The organism is Microbacterium sp. Ag1 (assembly GCF_001005635.1).
GTDB lineage: Bacteria > Actinomycetota > Actinomycetes > Actinomycetales > Microbacteriaceae > Microbacterium > Microbacterium oxydans.
On the sequence record NZ_LBCR01000024.1, the window covers coordinates 79092 to 95575 of the forward strand.

Sequence of the window (16484 nt, forward strand, 5' to 3'; positions counted from 1 at the left end):
TGCGGACACCGGAGGAGGCTACGCGCCGACAGGGACCGCGGACACCGTGGTGTCGATCGTGAACTGTCCGAGCACCCGCGTCCCGATGTAGAGCACGGCGGTCTGTCCCGGTGCGACGCCGTCCAACGCGACCTGGGGCGTCACGCGCACGCCGCCTTCGGAGATCTCGGCCCTCGCAGGGACCGGCTCGGCGTGCGCTCGGATCTGCACGTGGCACTCGAACGAGGACTCCGTGGGTGCGGCACCGGCCCAGCTGAACCGCTCTCCGGCGATCTCGGCGATCGCGAGGGCCTCCTTGGGGCCGACGACCACCGTGTTCGAGACCGGTCGCACCTCGAGGACGAAGCGCGGCTTGCCGTCTGCCGCGGGAACGCCGAGCTTGAGCCCGCGTCGCTGTCCGACGGTGAAGGCATGCGCGCCCTCGTGCGATCCGACGACCTCGCCCGCACGATCGACGATCTCGCCGGTGGCCGTGCCGACCTTCTCGGCGAGCCAGCCGCGCGTGTCCCCATCGGGAATGAAGCAGATGTCGTGGCTGTCCGGCTTCTGCGCGACGCTCAGGCCGCGTGCTTCGGCCTCTGCGCGGACGATGGCCTTCGTGGGCGTCGTGCCGAGCGGGAAGTAGGTGTGCGCCAGCTGTTCGGCCGTGAGGACGCCGAGCACATAGGACTGGTCCTTGGCGTTGTCCGACGCCCGGTGCAGCTCGAGGCCGTCCTCGCCGTCGACCAGAGTGGCGTAATGCCCCGTGCACACCGCGTCGAAGCCCAACTCGATCGCACGCTCCAGAAGGGCGGCGAACTTGATCTTCTCGTTGCAGCGCATGCAGGGATTCGGGGTGCGGCCTGCCTGGTACTCCGAGATGAAGTCCTCGATCACATCGTCTCGGAACCGCTCGGAGAAATCCCAGACGTAGAACGGGATGCCGAGCACGTCGGCTGCACGACGCGCGTCGAGGGCATCCTCGATCGTGCAGCATCCTCGACTGCCGGTGCGCAGTGTTCCGCCCGCCCGGGAGAGCGCGAGATGCACGCCGACCACGTCGTGCCCCGCCTCCACGGCCCTGGCTGCCGCGACAGCGGAGTCGACTCCACCGCTCATCGCCGCAAGGATCCGCATACGACCAGTCTACGAGCGTGCGGCTGTGCCGGCGCCGGATGCGCGCGTGTACGCCTCGGCGATCGCACCGAGCACGGCATCGACATCGCTCTCGGTCGATGTCCGCCCGAGCGAGAAGCGCAGCACGCTGCGGGCGTCCCGCTCCGGGCGTCCCATCGCCATCACGACATGCGAAGGTTCGGCCACGCCCGCCTGGCAGGCTGATCCCGTCGACGCCGCCACCCCTGCGACGTCGAGCAGGAACAGCAGGCTCTCCCCCACCGCACCCGGGAACAGCATGTGCGCGTTGCCGGGAAGACGGTCGGTCGGGTCGCCCAGGAGCTCGGCCGTCGGCACCGCGGCAACGATCCCGGCCACGAGGCGGTCGCGCAGCGCACTGAGACGCGCAGCCTCGCCCTGTCGTTCATGCTCCGCGAGTTCGAGAGCCACGGCGAGGGCGGCGGCTCCGGCGATATCCTGTGTGCCGGCGCGCAGGCCTCGTTGCTGGGCTCCCCCGCGTAGCAACGCCGTGAGCCGGGCGGAGCGGGCGGTGACGAGCACCCCGACCCCCACCGGTGCGCCGATCTTGTGACCGGCGAGGCTCATCGCGACGAGCCCGACCCCGCTGTCCGCCTCTCCTCGAAGGCCTCGGAACGACAAGGGCACGTGGCCGAGCGCAGCGACCGCGTCGAGGTGGAGGGGAACTCCGGCGCCGGCGGACCCTGCCGCAAGCGACCGTGCGTCGTTGATCGTCCCGGCCTCGTTGTTCGCCACCAGCGCCGTGGCGAGGGCAGCTCCGGGAAGAGCCTCGGCGAAGCGCTCCGGGACGATGCGCGCCGAGGGCGAGACCGGCACCTGTCGTACCTCCGCCCCCTCATCGAGGAGCGCTGCAACGGTGTCCGTGGTCGCGTGGTGCTCGGCGTCGGGCATCACGATCGCCGACGTCCCCGTGGGCCGGGCGCGCCACAAACCCTGCAACGCCAGGTTGATCGATTCGGTGCCGCCTGAGGTGAACACGATCTCGATCGGGTCGGCCTCTAGCACCGCCGCCACGCGCTCACGGGACTCCTCGAGAAGCCGCCGTGCGTCCTGGCCGGCGCCATGAGTCGAGGAGGCGTTGCCCACCGTCTCCGACGCTGCCAGCCACGCCTCACGCGCTTCGGGGCGCAGGGGCGTGGTCGCCGCGTGGTCGAGATAGTGCCGCATCCTTCGATTCTCTCGCGAAACCGTCGGGAGAGGGCCTTCGCGCCTGGGACCGGGTCCTCCTTGTCATGAGACGGCAACACATCACGCCTAATGTGTACTCATGCCCGCGTCCCGAGACCTCACTGCGCCCGGCGGCCCCGTCCTCGACAACCTCGGCGTCCGTCTGCACGACGGTGTCGGCACACTGCGTGTCTGGTCGCAGAACGCCTCATCCGTCGAACTGGTCGTCTTCGACGCGACCGATCTCGACTGGGCGACCGATCAAGTGGCGCTCGAGCGGCTGCCAGGGGGGATCTGGGAAGTCACGACGGAGATGCTCCAGCCGGGGGTTCGCTACGCGATCCGCGTCAGCGGCCCACACGGCCCGGGCAACACCTTCAACCCGGAGACCCTGCTGCTGGACCCCTACGCTCGCGGCCTCGCTCAAGGAGACCGGTACGAGGAATGGCGCTCGGTCGTCATCGTCGACGGTTTCGACTGGGGCGACTCGCAGAAGCCGCGCGTGCCCCTGGACCGTACCGTGATCTACGAAGGTCACGTCAAGGGGCTCACGAAGCGTCACCCGGACGTCCCACCCGCGCTGCACGGCACCTACGCCGGTCTCGCGCACCCCGCGATGATCGAGTACTTCCACGAGCTGGGCATCACTTCGATCGAGCTGCTGCCTGTGCACGCCTTCGTGCCGGAACCACGACTCCTCGAACGCGGACTCACGAACTACTGGGGCTACAACACTCTGAACTTCTTCACTCCGCACACCGCCTACGCGACGGAGGAGGCTCGGAAGGCGGGCCCCGAAGCCGTACTGGCCGAGTTCAAGGGCATGGTGCGGCTGCTGCACGAGGCGGGGCTCGAAGTGATCCTCGACGTCGTGTACAACCACACCTCGGAGGAGGGTATCGGCGGCCCCAGATCGAGCCTGCGGGGCATCGACAACGCGAGCTACTACCGTCAGGACGAGTCCGGGATCTACATCGACACCACGGGCTGCGGCAACACCCTCAACACATCGACCGCTGCGGGCGCGAGACTCGTGCTGGACTCGCTGCGCTACTGGGCGCAGGAGATGCAGATCGACGGGTTCCGCTTCGACCTCGCCACCGCCATCGCGCGAGACGAGACGCACGCCTACTCGCCGGAGCACCCGCTCCTCGCCGCCATCGCGGATGATCCCGTCCTCGCAGACGCCAAGCTCATCGCCGAACCCTGGGATGTGGGCCTCGGTGGCTGGCAGACGGGGAACTTTCCCGCCGGCTGGCATGAATGGAACGACCGCTATCGCGACAGGGTGCGCAACTTCTGGTTGAGTGACATCGACTACGCGCGCCGCGCGTCCGCCCCGGTCGGCATCGGCGGGTTCGCGACCCGCCTCGCCGGATCCTCCAACACGTTCAGCGAAGACCGCGGCCCGCTCGCCAGCGTGAACTTCGTGACCGCCCACGATGGATTCACCCTGCATGATCTCGTCTCCTACGACGTGAAGCACAACGAGGCGAACGGCGAGCACAACCGCGACGGCGCCGATATGAACCGCGCCTTCAACCACGGCGTCGAGGGCCCCACCGACGACCCGGCGATCCTCGCCGCCCGCCGCAAGGCGATGCGGAACCTCTTGGGGACCCTTCTGCTCTCTGCAGGTATCCCGATGCTCACTGCCGGCGATGAAGTGGGCCGCACCCAGCGAGGCAACAACAACGCCTACGCTCAGGACTCCGTGCTCACCTGGCTCGGCTGGGAGTTCGAGCCGTGGCAAGAGGACCTGCGCGCCCACGTCTCGCGCCTGATCCGCCTTCGTCAGGAGAACCCCGCACTGCGCCCCAGCCGCTACGCGCGACTCGGCGAGCACATTCCCAATGCCTCGGTGATGGACTGGTACGACCAGAACGGCGAGACGATGGAACAGGAGCAATGGGCCGACCCCGGCAACAGAACGCTGCAGTACGTCGCCGCCTCCACGCCTGATACCGAGGCGCACAACCGCATCCTGCTCATCGTGCACGGAACCGAGTCCCCCGTGGATGTCCGTCTCCCCGAGGAGATCGATGGAGCGACGCGCTTCGTCTCGCTGTGGTCGAGCGCGCAGGAACGTCCCTCTGACGACGCCGAGGTCTTCGCACCCGGCGATGTCCTTCCGGTGTCCGGCACGTCGATGAGGCTTTTCCGCGTGGAATGAGTCCGGCGGCCGACGCACCATCCTGCGCGCTACCCGCCGCCACGTCCGCGCGGTACATTCGGGAGGTGGCTGCTCGTGCTGGTACTCGGTCCTCGGCTCTTCGGAGCCCCGCTCAGATCCCGGCGCGCGCCGCGGACGGAGCAGATGCTCCCGGCTCGTTGCGGACGACGCGTATCCCGCTCCTCGAGCCTGCGCCCATCGTCCCTGGCGGGTTCACTCCGAAGGCCTTCGTCGGCGAGGTCGTCCCGTTCCGGGTGGTCGCGTTCCGAGAGGGGCACGACATCATCGGCGTGCATGTCCGCCTCACATCGCCCTCCGGCGAAGAGAGCCTGCATCGCCTCACGCCGCGCGATGACGGCACCGACACGTGGGTGGCGGAGATCGCGCTCGACGAGCAGGGCTCCTGGAGCTACCGGTTCGAAGCCTTCTCCGACGACTTCGCGACCTGGGCCCACGCCGCCGCGCTGAAGGTGGCGGCCGGCGTCGACGTCCCGGTCATGGCGGCGCTCGGCGCCGATCTCCTCACCACCGCCGCCGCCGAGAAGGATCGTCCTGCAGCGCAGCGGAGACGACTGGCCGCTGATGCCCTCTCGCTCCGCAACGGAGATGCCGCGACGACCATCGCCCTTTCGACGGATGCAGAGCTCGCACAGATCTTCCGAGAGCGTCCTGTCACGTCGCTGCGCTCCGTCACACTCCCCCAGATGCTGGACGTCGACCGGCGCGCCGCGGGTGTCGGCGCCTGGTACGAGTTCTTCCCGCGCTCCGAGGGCGCCAGACGCCTCAAGGACGGCACGGTCAGGAGCGGTACGTTCCGTACGGCGACACGACGGCTGCCCGAGGTCGCAGCCATGGGGTTCGACGTCGTCTACCTGGTCCCCATCCATCCGATCGGCACGACCAACCGCAAGGGCCGCAACAACACCCTCACGGCCGAACCGGGAGACCCGGGCTCCCCGTACGCGATCGGCGCAGCGGAGGGCGGACACGACGCCATCCATCCGGACCTCGGCTCGGCCCAGGATTTCCGCGCCTTCGTGCGTGCAGCCCGGAAGGAGGGCCTGGAAGTCGCTCTCGACCTCGCGCTGCAAGCCTCTCCCGACCACCCGTGGGTGCAGGAGCATCCTGAGTGGTTCACGACCCTCCCCGACGGGACGATCGCCTACGCCGAGAACCCGCCGAAGAAGTACCAGGACATCTATCCGCTCAACTTCGACAATGATCCCGCGGGCATCTACACCGAGATGCTGCGCGTCGTGCAGCACTGGGTTGCGCAGGGCGTGAAGATCTTCCGCGTCGACAACCCGCACACCAAGCCGCTCCAGTTCTGGGAGTGGCTCATCGCCGAGGTGAATGCGGCCGACCCCGACGTCATCTTCCTGGCTGAGGCGTTCACACGCCCGGCGGTCATGCGCGCGCTCGCCGCCGTGGGCTTCCAGCAGAGCTACAGCTACTTCACGTGGCGCAACACGAAGGCGGAGCTCGAGGAGTTCCTGACGTCGGTGTCGCAGGAGACCTCCGACTACATGCGCCCGAACCTGTTCGTGAACACGCATGACATCCTCACCGAGTACCTGCAGTTCGGCGGCAGGGCGGCCTACCGTATCCGGGCCTGCATCGCGGCGACGGCCGGCCCCGTCTACGGCGTGTACGCCGGATACGAGCTGTTCGAGAACGTCGCCAGGCCCGGCTCGGAAGAGAACATCGACAACGAGAAGTACGAGTTCAAGTTCCGCGACTGGGCGGGAGCCGAAGCCAGAGGTGAATCGCTCGCTCCCCTCCTGCGCAGACTCAACGCTATCCGGGAGGCACACCCGGCGCTGCAGCAGCTTCGCAACTTCCGAGTGCACTGGAGCGACGACGATGCCGTCCTCGTCTACAGCAAGCACCTTGCTGCCGAGTTCACCGGTACCGGACGCTCGGACACCATCATCGTGGTCGCCAACGTCGATCCGCACTCGGTACGCGAGACGACCGTGCACCTCGACACGACGCAATGGGGAATCCCGCTGGGGGAAGCCTTCGAGGTGGAGGATCTCCTCACCGGAGCGATCTGGACCTGGAGCGACCACAACTACGTACGACTCGACGCGTTCGCCGAGCCGGTGCACATCCTGAAGGTGAGGGAGCGATCATGAGCTACACCGAAGACGTCGCGGCATCCACCGAGTGGGAGGCGATCTCAGCGGCCACGCATCACGATCCGCACGCGGTTCTCGGAGCGCACGCGCACAAGGATGCCGCTGATCGCACCGTCACCGTCATCCGGGCGAGACGCCCCCTCGCGGGTGCGGTCGCTGCCGTGTTCGCCGACGGGAGCAGGCTCGAACTCTCCCATGTGGCGCACGGCATCTGGGAAGCTCAGCACGACGGCCCTCCACTCCCGTATCGGATCGCGACGCGGTACGGCGATCACGAGGAGACGGTCGTCGGCGACCCCTACCGCCATCCCCCGACTCTGGGCGACCTCGACCTCCACCTCATCGCCGAGGGGCGTCACGAACGTCTCTGGGAGGTGCTGGGAGCACACGTGCGCACCTTCGACGGAGAGATCGGCGTCTCATTCGCCGTCTGGGCCCCGAATGCCTCAGCCGTGCGCGTGGTCGGTGACCACAACGGCTGGAACGGCGAGTCGCACGCCATGCGCTCGATGGGAGTCAGCGGCGTCTGGGAGCTCTTCGTCCCCGGGATCCCGATCGGCACCAAGTACAAGTATCAGATCCGTACCCGCGACGGCGCGTGGATCCTCAAGGCCGATCCGATGGCGCTCGCGGCGGAGGTGCCGCCGGACACAGCGTCCGTCGTGACCACCTCCTCCCACTCCTGGTCCGATGGCGCCTGGATGACCAGGAGGGCGGCCACCCATGCCGTCGCGCAACCGCTGTCGGTCTACGAGGTCCACGTCGGATCGTGGCGAGGTGGACTTGGCTATCGCGAGATCGCGGATCCGCTCATCCAGCACGTGACGGACGCGGGATTCACCCATGTCGAGTTCATGCCGCTCGCGGAGCACCCCTTCGGCGGATCCTGGGGATACCAGGTGAGCGGGTACTACGCCCCGACCAGTCGTTTCGGCAGCCCCGACGACCTCCGCTACCTCATCGACCGGCTGCACCAGGCAGGCATCGGCGTCATCATGGACTGGGTGCCTGGTCACTTCCCCAAGGACGCCTTCGCCCTCGCCCGCTTCGACGGACAGCCGCTCTACGAGCACCCCGATCCGCGACGGGGAGAGCACCAGGACTGGGGGACGCTGATCTTCGACTACGGCAGGCCGGAGGTACGGGGATTCCTCGTCGCCAACGCGCTCTACTGGCTCGAGGAGTTCCACGTCGACGGCCTTCGCGTTGACGCGGTCGCCTCCATGCTCTATCTCGACTACTCGCGCGAACCCGGCCAATGGGAGCCGAACATCCACGGCGGACGCGAGAACCTCGAGGCGATCCGCTTCCTGCAGGAGGTCAACGCCACCTCGTACCGGCTACACCCGGGAATCCTGATGATCGCGGAGGAGTCGACCAGCTTCCCCGGGGTCACTGCTCCGACCGATCACGCGGGTCTGGGGTTCGGCTTCAAATGGAACATGGGGTGGATGAACGACTCGCTCCAGTACATCGCCCGCGACCCGATGTACCGCGGTCACCATGAAGGCGAGATGACCTTCTCCTTCGTGTACGCCTTCGGAGAGAACTACCTGCTTCCCATCAGTCACGACGAAGTCGTGCACGGCAAGGGCAGTCTGCTCGCCAAGATGCCGGGCGATCACTGGCACAAGCTCGCGAACGTCCGCGCGTATCTCGCCTACATGTGGGGTCATCCCGGCAAGAAGCTGCTCTTCATGGGGCAGGAATTCGGTCAGCTCGCCGAGTGGTCGGAGGGTCGGGAGCTGGACTGGTGGCTTCTCGACCAGCCCTCACACGCGCAGCTGCAGGACTTCGTCGGGGCGATGAACCGCTCCTACCGGGCGCAGGCGCCGCTGTGGGAGCGTGACAACGACGGCTCGTCGTTCAGCCGTCTCGGAGCGCCGAGCTGGGATCCCACGGTGATCGCCTTCGAACGACGTGACGCCCACGGGGGGCGCCTGGTCGTCGTCAGCAACTTCGCCGGCGTGGAACGCACGGGCTACCAGCTCAACCTGCCCCGCGAGGGCGTGTGGCAGGAGGTGCTCAACACGGATGCCGCCGACTACGGGGGCCGCGGATCGGGGAACCTCGGCCTGGTGTACGCGAAGCCGGCAGAAGGCGGCGCTCCTGGCGCGAGCCTGACGCTGCCTGCGCTGTCCACTCTGTGGCTGCGGTACCAGTCCGACCCACACGTGCCGACCGTCAACCACGGCTGAGACGCCCTGGCGCGTACGCGCGCCAGGGCCGAGAACGGTACCGGAGAACGTCCCCCTAGAAGAGCAGCGACGACAGTCGGTTGCGCGCCGACACCACTCGCGGATCCTCCGCGCCGATGAGACCGAAGAGCTCGACAAGACGCTCCCTCACCGGAGTGCGCTGATCCGCCGGGAGCTGCGCGAACAGGTCGAGCAGCCTGCCGAAGGCGTCTTCCACGTGTCCCCCGGCGAGATCGAGGTCGGCCACGTCGAACTGCGCCTGGACATCGAGCGGGCCATCCGCTGCCGCAGCGCGCGCCGCCTGCAGATCGAGGCCCTGCACGCGGCCGAGGAGGCGCACCTGGCCGAGCCCCGCGATCGCGTCCGCGTCACGGGGGTTCTCCGCGAGCGCCTTCTCATAGGCCGTGATGGCCGCCGCGTAGTCCCCGAGCTCGATCGCTGCGAACGCCTCAGCGTGCAGCGGTGGAAGCTCCGGCTCTGCGGGGGGCGCCGGCTCTGCACCCTCCTCGGACACCGAGAGCGACCCGGTGACACCGTTCTGGGCCGCCACCTGGAGCAGCTGGGCGAACACATCGCGCACCTGCTGCTCGGGCACGGCACCCGTGAACATGGGCACGGGCTGCCCGGCGATCAGCGCCACCACCATCGGGATCGACTGCGCGCGGAAGCTCTGGGCGAGCTGGGGATTCGCATCGACGTCGACCTTGGCGAGCAGCACTCGTCCCCCGAGTTCGCGCGTCACCTTCTCGATGATCGGGCTCAGCTGCTTGCACGGACCACACCACTCCGCCCAGAGGTCGACGACCACGGGGACGGTCCGCGAGAGCTCGAGGATCTGTCCGAACGTCTCGTCGGTCGCATCGACGACGACATCGGCGACAGGCGGTGCGGAGGTCGCCTCGGTCGGAGTTGCCGGGCGGTTGCGGAGGCTCGACAGGTCCACGGCGCCACGCAGGGCGGCGGGAGAGATCTCACTCATTTGATCACCTTCACGGACAGGAGGTCCTGGTGGGCTGCCAGGAGCCGGATCTGCTCCGTCGATCCCTTGGCAGGGACCGAGAAGAACAGCTGGAACTCGTAGGTCGTCTCGACGCCCTTCGCCGACTCGGTCGCGTCGGTGAGCGCCTTCGCCTGCGCGTTGTCACCGAAGCGGATGGAGACGTCCTCGCCGGTCGGCGTCACTGTTTCCGTATCGGTGAGGGTGACGGCGACGATGGCACCGCTGTCGAGAGTCGTCATCGAGATGGGGGCATCCTGCGTCGCGGCCATATCGAAGGCCGCCTTCGAGGTTTCGGCGGCGCCCTTGTCCGCGAGCGCCTGGACCACGGCCTGACGGCTGTCAGTGATCGACTTCGCGTAGGTGAGGGCGAGATCGTCGAACTTCCCGTACGACGCGCTCTGTTCCCCCTGATCGACGACGTCGGCGAACGTCGTGGCCAGATCGGCAGGAGGGATAGTGAGGAAGGCCGAGTCGGACGGCACGAGAGACGTGCCGAGCCAGGATGCAGCGACTTCCGGGAAGGCGGCGTCCGCAGACATCTCCGCCATGTGCGAGACCTTGTAGTTCGACCACGGGTCGGCCTGCGTCATCGTGAGCACGACGGGCGGCACGGTGTCGTCTCCGGTCTTCGACAGCATCAGGACGGTGCGAGGCCACTGGTCGGTCGCCTCGGGAAGCACGACCTCCACGTCGTCGGTCGGGATGGCGGCGGGCGGCACCGTCTCCGGGATCTTCGTCCGCAACGCGTACTCCGTCGTCCTGGTCGCGAGTGCGGGTCCTTCGAAGCGCGTCGCCAGCAGATCGAGATCGAGGGCTGCGTCGGCCTCACTCACGGTGCCGGCGAGAGACTTGAGGATGCGCTTGGCCTGAGCTTCGGTGACCGCCGGCGGCTTCTGGTTCTCCGGTGCGACCACCGTGGGGCTCGGCGACGGAGTCGGCGAGGCGTCGCCCAGCTGCGGCCAAGAGTCGGACGAGCAACCGGCTGCGAGTATGGCTGTGAGTCCGAGCGCGGGGATCACGAGAAGACGGCGCCGACGACGAACGGTCGCGGCTCGCATCGATGTCTTGGAGCCGGGGTCTTTACCCTCGTCCACGATCTCGGCCTCCTCCGCATCGTGGTCCTGCCGTGGACTCGAATCCGCGGGGGCCGTCGCCGTGGCGGACTCGCTGTCTTCGATCGCCGCGCGCTCCGCGGGCGGAAGCGTGGCGAGGTCGATGGGCTCGGTGATCGGTAGCGGACCGGGTCCCTTGCGACGCGGACCTCGGCCCCGACGCTGATGCCGGATGGCCAGGACGTAGAGGATGAGGCCGAGCAGCAGCATGACCCCACCCGCGACCATGAGCGGTCCGGCCCACGGGGTCGAGTTGTCGAGCGGCCAGGACACCACGATGTCATCGGGAGCGTCGGCGGTCCCGTCATAGGCGACGAGCAGACTCGTGCCTTCGGGAAGCTGTATGTTCTCCGCGGTGAGGCGATCCTCCTTGACGAAGGAGTCGAGCCAGAGGTCGGAGCCGCGCGGGTCACGGCCCGTCGGAGCGCCTTCTGACGGATCGGCCTGTCCGTCGCTCGGAGCATCGGTGGACGTGTCGGCCTCGGAGTCGGAGGCGGCGATGTGCTTGACGGCCAGATCGCCGTCCTTCTTCATCGTGACCTGGTTGTAGTCGGAGTCCGCGAGCCAGGCCTCCATGTCGGCCGTGCGACCGTAGCTGCCGAAGATCTCGCCCTGCCCACGGACGATCAGTGTCTGGGCACCGGGATTCGCTCGAAGGACATCGCCGTCGATGAGAACGAACGGTGCCGGTTCACTGATCTCGACCTGGGTCTTCTGAGTGGAGGGGCCCATGAAGATGGTGCGCTGAGCAATCCCTGCACCGATCAGTACGGCAGCCAGCACGAAGGCCACCACGGCCCATACGAAACGCACGAATAGTCTCCTCACGCATCACGGACCTCTGTCCGCGACGCAACACTCGACATTTCAGACTAGCGAAATCAGCTGTGTGTTGCCCACGAGCAGACGCAGTGACGGCTGGACCGGCACGTCGTCCGCGCCGACGAAGCGCGTCTGGATAATCTTGCGGGAGCCGTCCCGAGGAGTCTCCGATGAAGATCCACAATCCCTTCCGCACCGCCCTGGTGGCGACGCTCGGCGTGGGGTTGGGGATCCTGCTGATCAACAGCGTGCAGAATCTCTCCACCGTGCTGCTCTATCTCGGCACCGCCCTGTTCCTGAGTCTCGGACTCGACCCGCTCGTCTCGTTCCTCGAACGCCGACGGCTCCCCCGCTGGGCGGCCGTGTTGGTGACGATCCTCGCGGTGCTCGGCGTCTTCGTGAGCATCGTGCTCATCGTCCTCCCGGTCCTGGTGGACCAGATCTCCCAGCTGGTCGCCCAGATCTCGGCGATCGTCCAGCGCGGGAATCTGATCCCCGACCTCAAAGAGTGGATACAGGACGCCTTCCCGAACCTTCTCGTCGACGATGTGTTCACGTACGTCACCAACTGGTTGACGAGCAACCTCGCCGAGATCGGCGGATCCATCGGTCAGGGCGTGCTCGTTGCCAGCGGCGCTGTGCTGGGCGGTCTGTTCGGAGCGTTCATCGTCCTGATCCTGACGATCTACCTGACGGCATCGACGCCGTCGCTCAAGCGCGCTGTCTACCAGCTCGCGCCCGCGTCGAAGCGCGATCGATTCATCGACCTGTCGGAGCAGATCACCGACTCGGTCGGCTATTACGTCATGGGCCAGGTATCGCAGGGTGTGCTCAACGGTGTGCTCAGCGCGATCTACCTCTCGATCATCGATGCGCCCTTCCCCGCCGTCCTGGCCGTGATCGCCTTCTTCTTCTCGCTGATCCCGCTCGTCGGCACGCTCACCGGCTCGACGATCATCGTGCTGGTATGTCTCATCCCCGGACTCGGCTCCCCGGCGACCGCCATCGCCGCCGCGATCTACTACCTGATCTACATGCAGATCGAGGCGTACATCATCTCGCCTCGCATCATGAGCCGCGCCGTATCGGTGCCCGGTGCCGTGGTCGTGGTGGCGGCCCTCGCCGGAGGAAGCCTGCTCGGCCTCCTCGGCGCTCTGATCGCGATCCCCGTGGCCGCGAGCATCCTGATCATCTACCGCCAGGTGCTCATCCCTCGGATGAACGAGCTCTGACGTCGAGGCCGTCGGCCTCTCAGTCGTCGGCGGGCCAGTGGGTGGCGAGAGGCAATGCGGAGGGGTTGACCGCCGCGACGATCTCGGTGAGCACGCGCCGCGTCTGCGTCTCGCCCACCCAGAGATGCTTGCCGCCCTCCACCGCGATGAGCGTGGCGTGCGGAATCGAGGCGAAGCGGTCCTTTGCCTCGGCCGGACGCAAATAGTCGTCGAGCTCCGGCACCAGGACCACGACGGTGCGGTCGGTCGACGCCCAGGCGGCGACCTCTTCCGGCGTGGCGCGGTGCAGCGGCGGCGAGAGAAGGATGAGGCCTTCGATGTCGTGCTCCCGGCCGTACTTCAGAGCGAGCTCCGTGCCGAAGGACCATCCGAGCAACCAGGGGCGCGGTAGTGCGCGCTCGCGGACGAAGTCCATCGCGGCGGCCACGTCGAACTGTTCAGCGGCTCCCCCGTCGAAACTCCCGTCGCTGGTGCCTCGTGGGGATGTGGTGCCTCGCGTGTTGAACCTCAGGACGGCCAGGTCTGCGAGGGCGGGCAGCCGTGCGGCCGCCTTCCGGATGATGTGCGAGTCCATGAAGCCGCCGGCGGTCGGCAGGGGATGCAACGTCACGAGCGTCGCGACCGGTGGTGCGTCCTCGGGCTGAGAGAGCTCCCCGACGAGGGTGAGGCCGTCCGCCGTGATCAGTTCGATGTCCTCGCGTCGTGCGGGCAACTCCAGCGGTCCACGGATCTCGATGGTCATGCAAGCCTCCAACAGTGCGTGTGCCAGTGCCGACGGGCCGCCAGGTCAGCGGCGTCCCCGAGTACCCCGTCCGCACGCCAGGCGACGAGATGAGCTGTCCCGGCGACGATGCCACGGCCACAGCCGGGGCACACGTACTCCTTCTGCGCCTGCGCGGCCGACACCGGTTGAACGGTCCACTCGCTGCCACGTCGAGTCTCGGTGCGCTTCCAGCCGGCGAGGAGACGATCGAATGAGTCCTCGGATTCAGGGCGCGCCGAAGGGCGTCTGCGGGAGCGGGGCATCGTGCCTGCTCACCACCAGTGGTTGTTGACCCAGAAGTTGTAGGCGCCGGCCCAGCTGCCGTAGCGGCCGGTCGCGTAGCCCGTCGCCCAGCGGAGGTTGTCGACGGGGTTGTAGCCGTTGCCGGGAACCTTGCTGCAGGGCAGAGCCTGCACCAGTCCACATGCCCCTGACGACTTGTTCGTGGCGTTGGGGTTCCAGCCGCTCTCACGCGATACGACGTAGTCGACGTACTGCCAGTCGCTCTGCGCGATACCGGCGGCGGCCATCCACTCCGCAGGAGCCCCACCACCCGTGTACGGAGGAAGCGCGCCGCGGGATGAACCGCCGGATGACCCGGTCTTGGGCGCTGCAGCAACCGTGGGGACGGGGGCCGGTTTCGGCTTCACGTACACTTCGAAGCCTCCGCGCACAACGGGCGCGATCTCGGCACCTTCGACGGTGACGGTGAGGTTCTGCGTGTCAGCGAGCGCGAGCGAATACGCCGAGTCCGGCGACTCCTCCGGTGCCGGCGCGGCCAGTGCCACCCCGGTCGGAGCGACGAGCGCGCCGGCGAAGCCGACGACCGCGAGGGCGCTGAAGACGCCGACGACGCCGCGGCTCCGAGACCAGCGACGGGTGCCCGTGCGCGCCGAACCGGCCTTCGCTGCGGGCACAGGCGAACGGTCGTTTCTGTCGAGAGTCATGTCGTTTCGGGAGTTCACGATGAGGGACAGTCTACGCAAGGTCGCCTGAATCGACCATCAGGAACCTCAACGAACCGCGAGGATGACGTCGATCGTGGCGTCGAGAAGGGCATCCACCTGCTCCTCGCGGTATCCGCCGCGCTGCATCCGGAAGGCTGCGGACCGCAGCTGCTCGGCGGTCAGGGCGTCCCCGTCACGCAGGTAACGAACGATGCGGGTCGACACGTGGTCGACCTCGTCGAGACGATAGCCGAAAGTGAGCACCCCGGTGCGGGCGAAACGATGCCGACGGGGGCGAGCCAGGTGATCCAAGATGACCTGCGCGTCCTCCCGTGCCCGCTCGACCCAGGCTCCGGCACCCTGTGCGCGCACCACTCGCTCGCGTTCCCGCGCGGCGAAGGCATCTTCGACGCGTCCGAGTGCAGCATCGACATCGGCGACCACGTAGCCGTTCTTGACCAGAGGGAACGAGGCCGTCCGCACATCCGCCGCGCTGAGGTCAGCGCCGCCCTCTTCGAAGGCGCGGCGGGCCGAGGCGAGGAACGTGTCGACGGCTGCACGGTGGTATCCGCGCACACGTCCGGAGGTGAGGGCGAACGCCGCGGGCGCCTGCGTGGGCTGTTCGTCCAACTGATCTTCGGTCATCACAGAGCCACCCAAGGAGAGAAGAGGAAGTAGAGACACAGAGCGGGGATGGTGGAGGGAAGGATGCTGTCGAGTCGATCGAGCAGCCCGCCGTGACCCGGCAACCAGGAACTCATGTCCTTGATGCCGAGGTCGCGCTTCAGCATGGATTCACCCAGGTCGCCGAGCGTCGCTGAGAGCAGGATCGAGACACCGAACACGAGGCCGCACCACCACGGCAGCTCCAGGAGGAAGATCGCCAGCAGCACGCCAGCGGCGATGGACGCGGCGACCGCACCTCCGAACCCTTCCCAGGTCTTCTTCGGACTGATCTTCGGCGCCATGGGGTGTCGGCCGAAGGCCAGACCGGCGGCGTAGGCACCCGTGTCGGCTGCGACGGCGATCGCGATGAAGCTGAGCACCCACCACTCACCGCCCTCCTGCTTGAGCAGGATGAGCGCGATACCCGCGAGGAAGGGGACGTACACCTGGACGAAGCCGCTGATCACGGCGTCTGCGAGCACGTCGCCGTAAGTCCGTCCGTCCTTCTCCACCATCTGCGCGATGAGTCGCCAGACGATCACGAAGGCAACGGATACGAAGAGCATCACCCAGCAGAGCCACGGCTCCGCGAAGTATGCCGAAAGCACCAGGAAAGTGGCTGCGATCAGTTGGGGCACCACGTCGACTCGCCGCCCGGAACCCCGCAGGGCTCTCGAGAGCTCGTACACGCCCAGCAACGCGGCCGCGAGGGCGAACGGGACGAAAAGCACCTTGAGGAAGAGCAGGGAGCCGAGCAGCGCAGCTCCGAACGCGAGGCCGATCACCGTGGCGAGGATGAGATCCCGGCCGGTGCGCTCCTTGATGCGTTCGTTCGCCTGGTCGAGCTGGTCACGTGCGTGGGAGACGTGGCTGCCGAGCTCATCCCTCGCCGCCCGCCACTGCTCGCGGATGGCGTTGTGATCTGCCGTGTCCAGGGAGCTGATGTCCCCGACTGCGACGCGGTCCGCGGGGGTTGGAAGTGGCGGCCGAGGGGGTACCTCGGCACTGTCGAACGTGGGGAACGCCGCATCGACGAGCGGGACGCCTTCGGACGGGGTACCGTGATGCGCGTCTCGACGCGCGAACGGCTTGTCGTCGTCGGCATCTCGCGTTTCGTCAGACATCCCGA

Annotated in this window: 13 protein-coding genes; 4 read left to right on the top strand and 9 right to left on the bottom strand. The window is 67.6% G+C overall.

What is annotated here, in order from left to right; all coding sequences use genetic code 11:
- Positions 1 to 18: 18 nt before the first annotated feature.
- The gene (gene mnmA, locus AAY78_RS03955) at positions 19 to 1116 is read right to left on the bottom strand and encodes a tRNA 2-thiouridine(34) synthase MnmA (protein ID WP_082108563.1); all 1098 of its coding nucleotides are present in this window, start codon (positions 1114 to 1116) and stop codon (positions 19 to 21) included.
- 9 nt (positions 1117 to 1125) lie between these two features.
- On the bottom strand, positions 1126 to 2301 hold the full coding sequence (locus tag AAY78_RS03960; RefSeq protein ID WP_046747055.1) for a cysteine desulfurase family protein: 1176 nt from the start codon (positions 2299 to 2301) through the stop codon (positions 1126 to 1128).
- Between the two features lie 100 nt (positions 2302 to 2401).
- On the opposite strand from AAY78_RS03960, the gene glgX reads away from it, so the two are divergent.
- The 3 genes from glgX to glgB all read left to right on the top strand — a co-directional run bounded on the left by glgX (position 2402) and on the right by glgB (position 8813).
- Complete coding sequence (gene glgX / locus AAY78_RS03965; protein ID WP_046747056.1) at positions 2402 to 4474, top strand: glycogen debranching protein GlgX; 2073 nt, start codon at positions 2402 to 2404, stop codon at positions 4472 to 4474.
- Between the two features lie 65 nt (positions 4475 to 4539).
- Positions 4540 to 6612 (top strand): alpha-1,4-glucan--maltose-1-phosphate maltosyltransferase, encoded by a 2073-nt coding sequence (locus AAY78_RS03970; RefSeq protein WP_231589649.1) that lies wholly within the window; start codon positions 4540 to 4542, stop codon positions 6610 to 6612.
- Positions 6609 to 8813, top strand: a complete 2205-nt coding sequence (gene glgB / locus AAY78_RS03975) for a 1,4-alpha-glucan branching protein GlgB (RefSeq protein ID WP_046747057.1) — start codon at positions 6609 to 6611, stop codon at positions 8811 to 8813. The genes AAY78_RS03970 and glgB overlap by 4 nt, the downstream gene beginning before the upstream one ends.
- A gap of 55 nt (positions 8814 to 8868) precedes the next feature.
- Here glgB and AAY78_RS03980 read toward each other — a convergent pair whose 3' ends face one another.
- Both AAY78_RS03980 and AAY78_RS03985 read right to left on the bottom strand, forming a co-directional pair.
- Positions 8869 to 9792: a tetratricopeptide repeat protein gene (locus AAY78_RS03980; protein ID WP_046747058.1), complete on the bottom strand. Its 924-nt coding sequence runs from the start codon at positions 9790 to 9792 to the stop codon at positions 8869 to 8871.
- Positions 9789 to 11738 (bottom strand): hypothetical protein, encoded by a 1950-nt coding sequence (locus tag AAY78_RS03985; RefSeq protein WP_052748637.1) that lies wholly within the window; start codon positions 11736 to 11738, stop codon positions 9789 to 9791. Before AAY78_RS03985 ends, AAY78_RS03980 begins: the two co-directional genes overlap by 4 nt.
- 179 nt (positions 11739 to 11917) lie before the next feature.
- Between AAY78_RS03985 and AAY78_RS03990 the strand changes: the two genes are divergently transcribed.
- Positions 11918 to 12979 carry an AI-2E family transporter gene (locus AAY78_RS03990; protein ID WP_046747060.1) on the top strand — a complete coding sequence of 354 codons (1062 nt, stop codon included), beginning with the start codon at positions 11918 to 11920 and terminating at the stop codon, positions 12977 to 12979.
- 19 nt (positions 12980 to 12998) lie between these two features.
- On the opposite strand, the gene AAY78_RS03995 is transcribed toward AAY78_RS03990, so the two are convergent.
- From AAY78_RS03995 to AAY78_RS04015, 5 genes are all read right to left on the bottom strand, one after another.
- Positions 12999 to 13721 (bottom strand): alpha/beta hydrolase, encoded by a 723-nt coding sequence (locus AAY78_RS03995; protein ID WP_046747061.1) that lies wholly within the window; start codon positions 13719 to 13721, stop codon positions 12999 to 13001.
- On the bottom strand, positions 13718 to 14005 hold the full coding sequence (locus AAY78_RS20040; protein ID WP_082108564.1) for a hypothetical protein: 288 nt from the start codon (positions 14003 to 14005) through the stop codon (positions 13718 to 13720). The genes AAY78_RS03995 and AAY78_RS20040 overlap by 4 nt, the downstream gene beginning before the upstream one ends.
- A 9-nt stretch (positions 14006 to 14014) precedes the next feature.
- Positions 14015 to 14689 carry a transglycosylase SLT domain-containing protein gene (locus AAY78_RS04005; protein ID WP_218867353.1) on the bottom strand — a complete coding sequence of 225 codons (675 nt, stop codon included), beginning with the start codon at positions 14687 to 14689 and terminating at the stop codon, positions 14015 to 14017.
- A 66-nt stretch (positions 14690 to 14755) separates the two neighbouring features.
- Entirely contained in the window at positions 14756 to 15334 is a 579-nt protein-coding gene (locus tag AAY78_RS04010; RefSeq protein WP_046747063.1) for a DivIVA domain-containing protein, read from the bottom strand.
- Complete coding sequence (locus AAY78_RS04015; RefSeq protein WP_052748638.1) at positions 15334 to 16479, bottom strand: phosphatidate cytidylyltransferase; 1146 nt, start codon at positions 16477 to 16479, stop codon at positions 15334 to 15336. The genes AAY78_RS04010 and AAY78_RS04015 overlap by 1 nt, the downstream gene beginning before the upstream one ends.
- Between the last annotated feature and the right edge of the window lie 5 nt (positions 16480 to 16484).

Bases quoted from the DNA above. Each gene is read 5' to 3' on its own strand.
- mnmA (WP_082108563.1), bottom strand. From the start codon at position 1,116: ATGCGGATCCTTGCGGCGATGAGCGGTGGAGTCGACTCCGCTGTCGCG.
- AAY78_RS03960 (WP_046747055.1), bottom strand. From the start codon at position 2,301: ATGCGGCACTATCTCGACCACGCGGCGACCACGCCCCTGCGCCCCGAA.
- glgX (WP_046747056.1), top strand. From the start codon at position 2,402: ATGCCCGCGTCCCGAGACCTCACTGCGCCCGGCGGCCCCGTCCTCGAC.
- glgB (WP_046747057.1), top strand. From the start codon at position 6,609: ATGAGCTACACCGAAGACGTCGCGGCATCCACCGAGTGGGAGGCGATC.
- AAY78_RS03980 (WP_046747058.1), bottom strand. From the start codon at position 9,792: ATGAGTGAGATCTCTCCCGCCGCCCTGCGTGGCGCCGTGGACCTGTCG.
- AAY78_RS03990 (WP_046747060.1), top strand. From the start codon at position 11,918: ATGAAGATCCACAATCCCTTCCGCACCGCCCTGGTGGCGACGCTCGGC.
- AAY78_RS03995 (WP_046747061.1), bottom strand. From the start codon at position 13,721: ATGACCATCGAGATCCGTGGACCGCTGGAGTTGCCCGCACGACGCGAG.
- AAY78_RS20040 (WP_082108564.1), bottom strand. From the start codon at position 14,005: ATGCCCCGCTCCCGCAGACGCCCTTCGGCGCGCCCTGAATCCGAGGAC.
- AAY78_RS04005 (WP_218867353.1), bottom strand. From the start codon at position 14,689: ATGACTCTCGACAGAAACGACCGTTCGCCTGTGCCCGCAGCGAAGGCC.
- AAY78_RS04010 (WP_046747063.1), bottom strand. From the start codon at position 15,334: ATGACCGAAGATCAGTTGGACGAACAGCCCACGCAGGCGCCCGCGGCG.
- AAY78_RS04015 (WP_052748638.1), bottom strand. From the start codon at position 16,479: ATGTCTGACGAAACGCGAGATGCCGACGACGACAAGCCGTTCGCGCGT.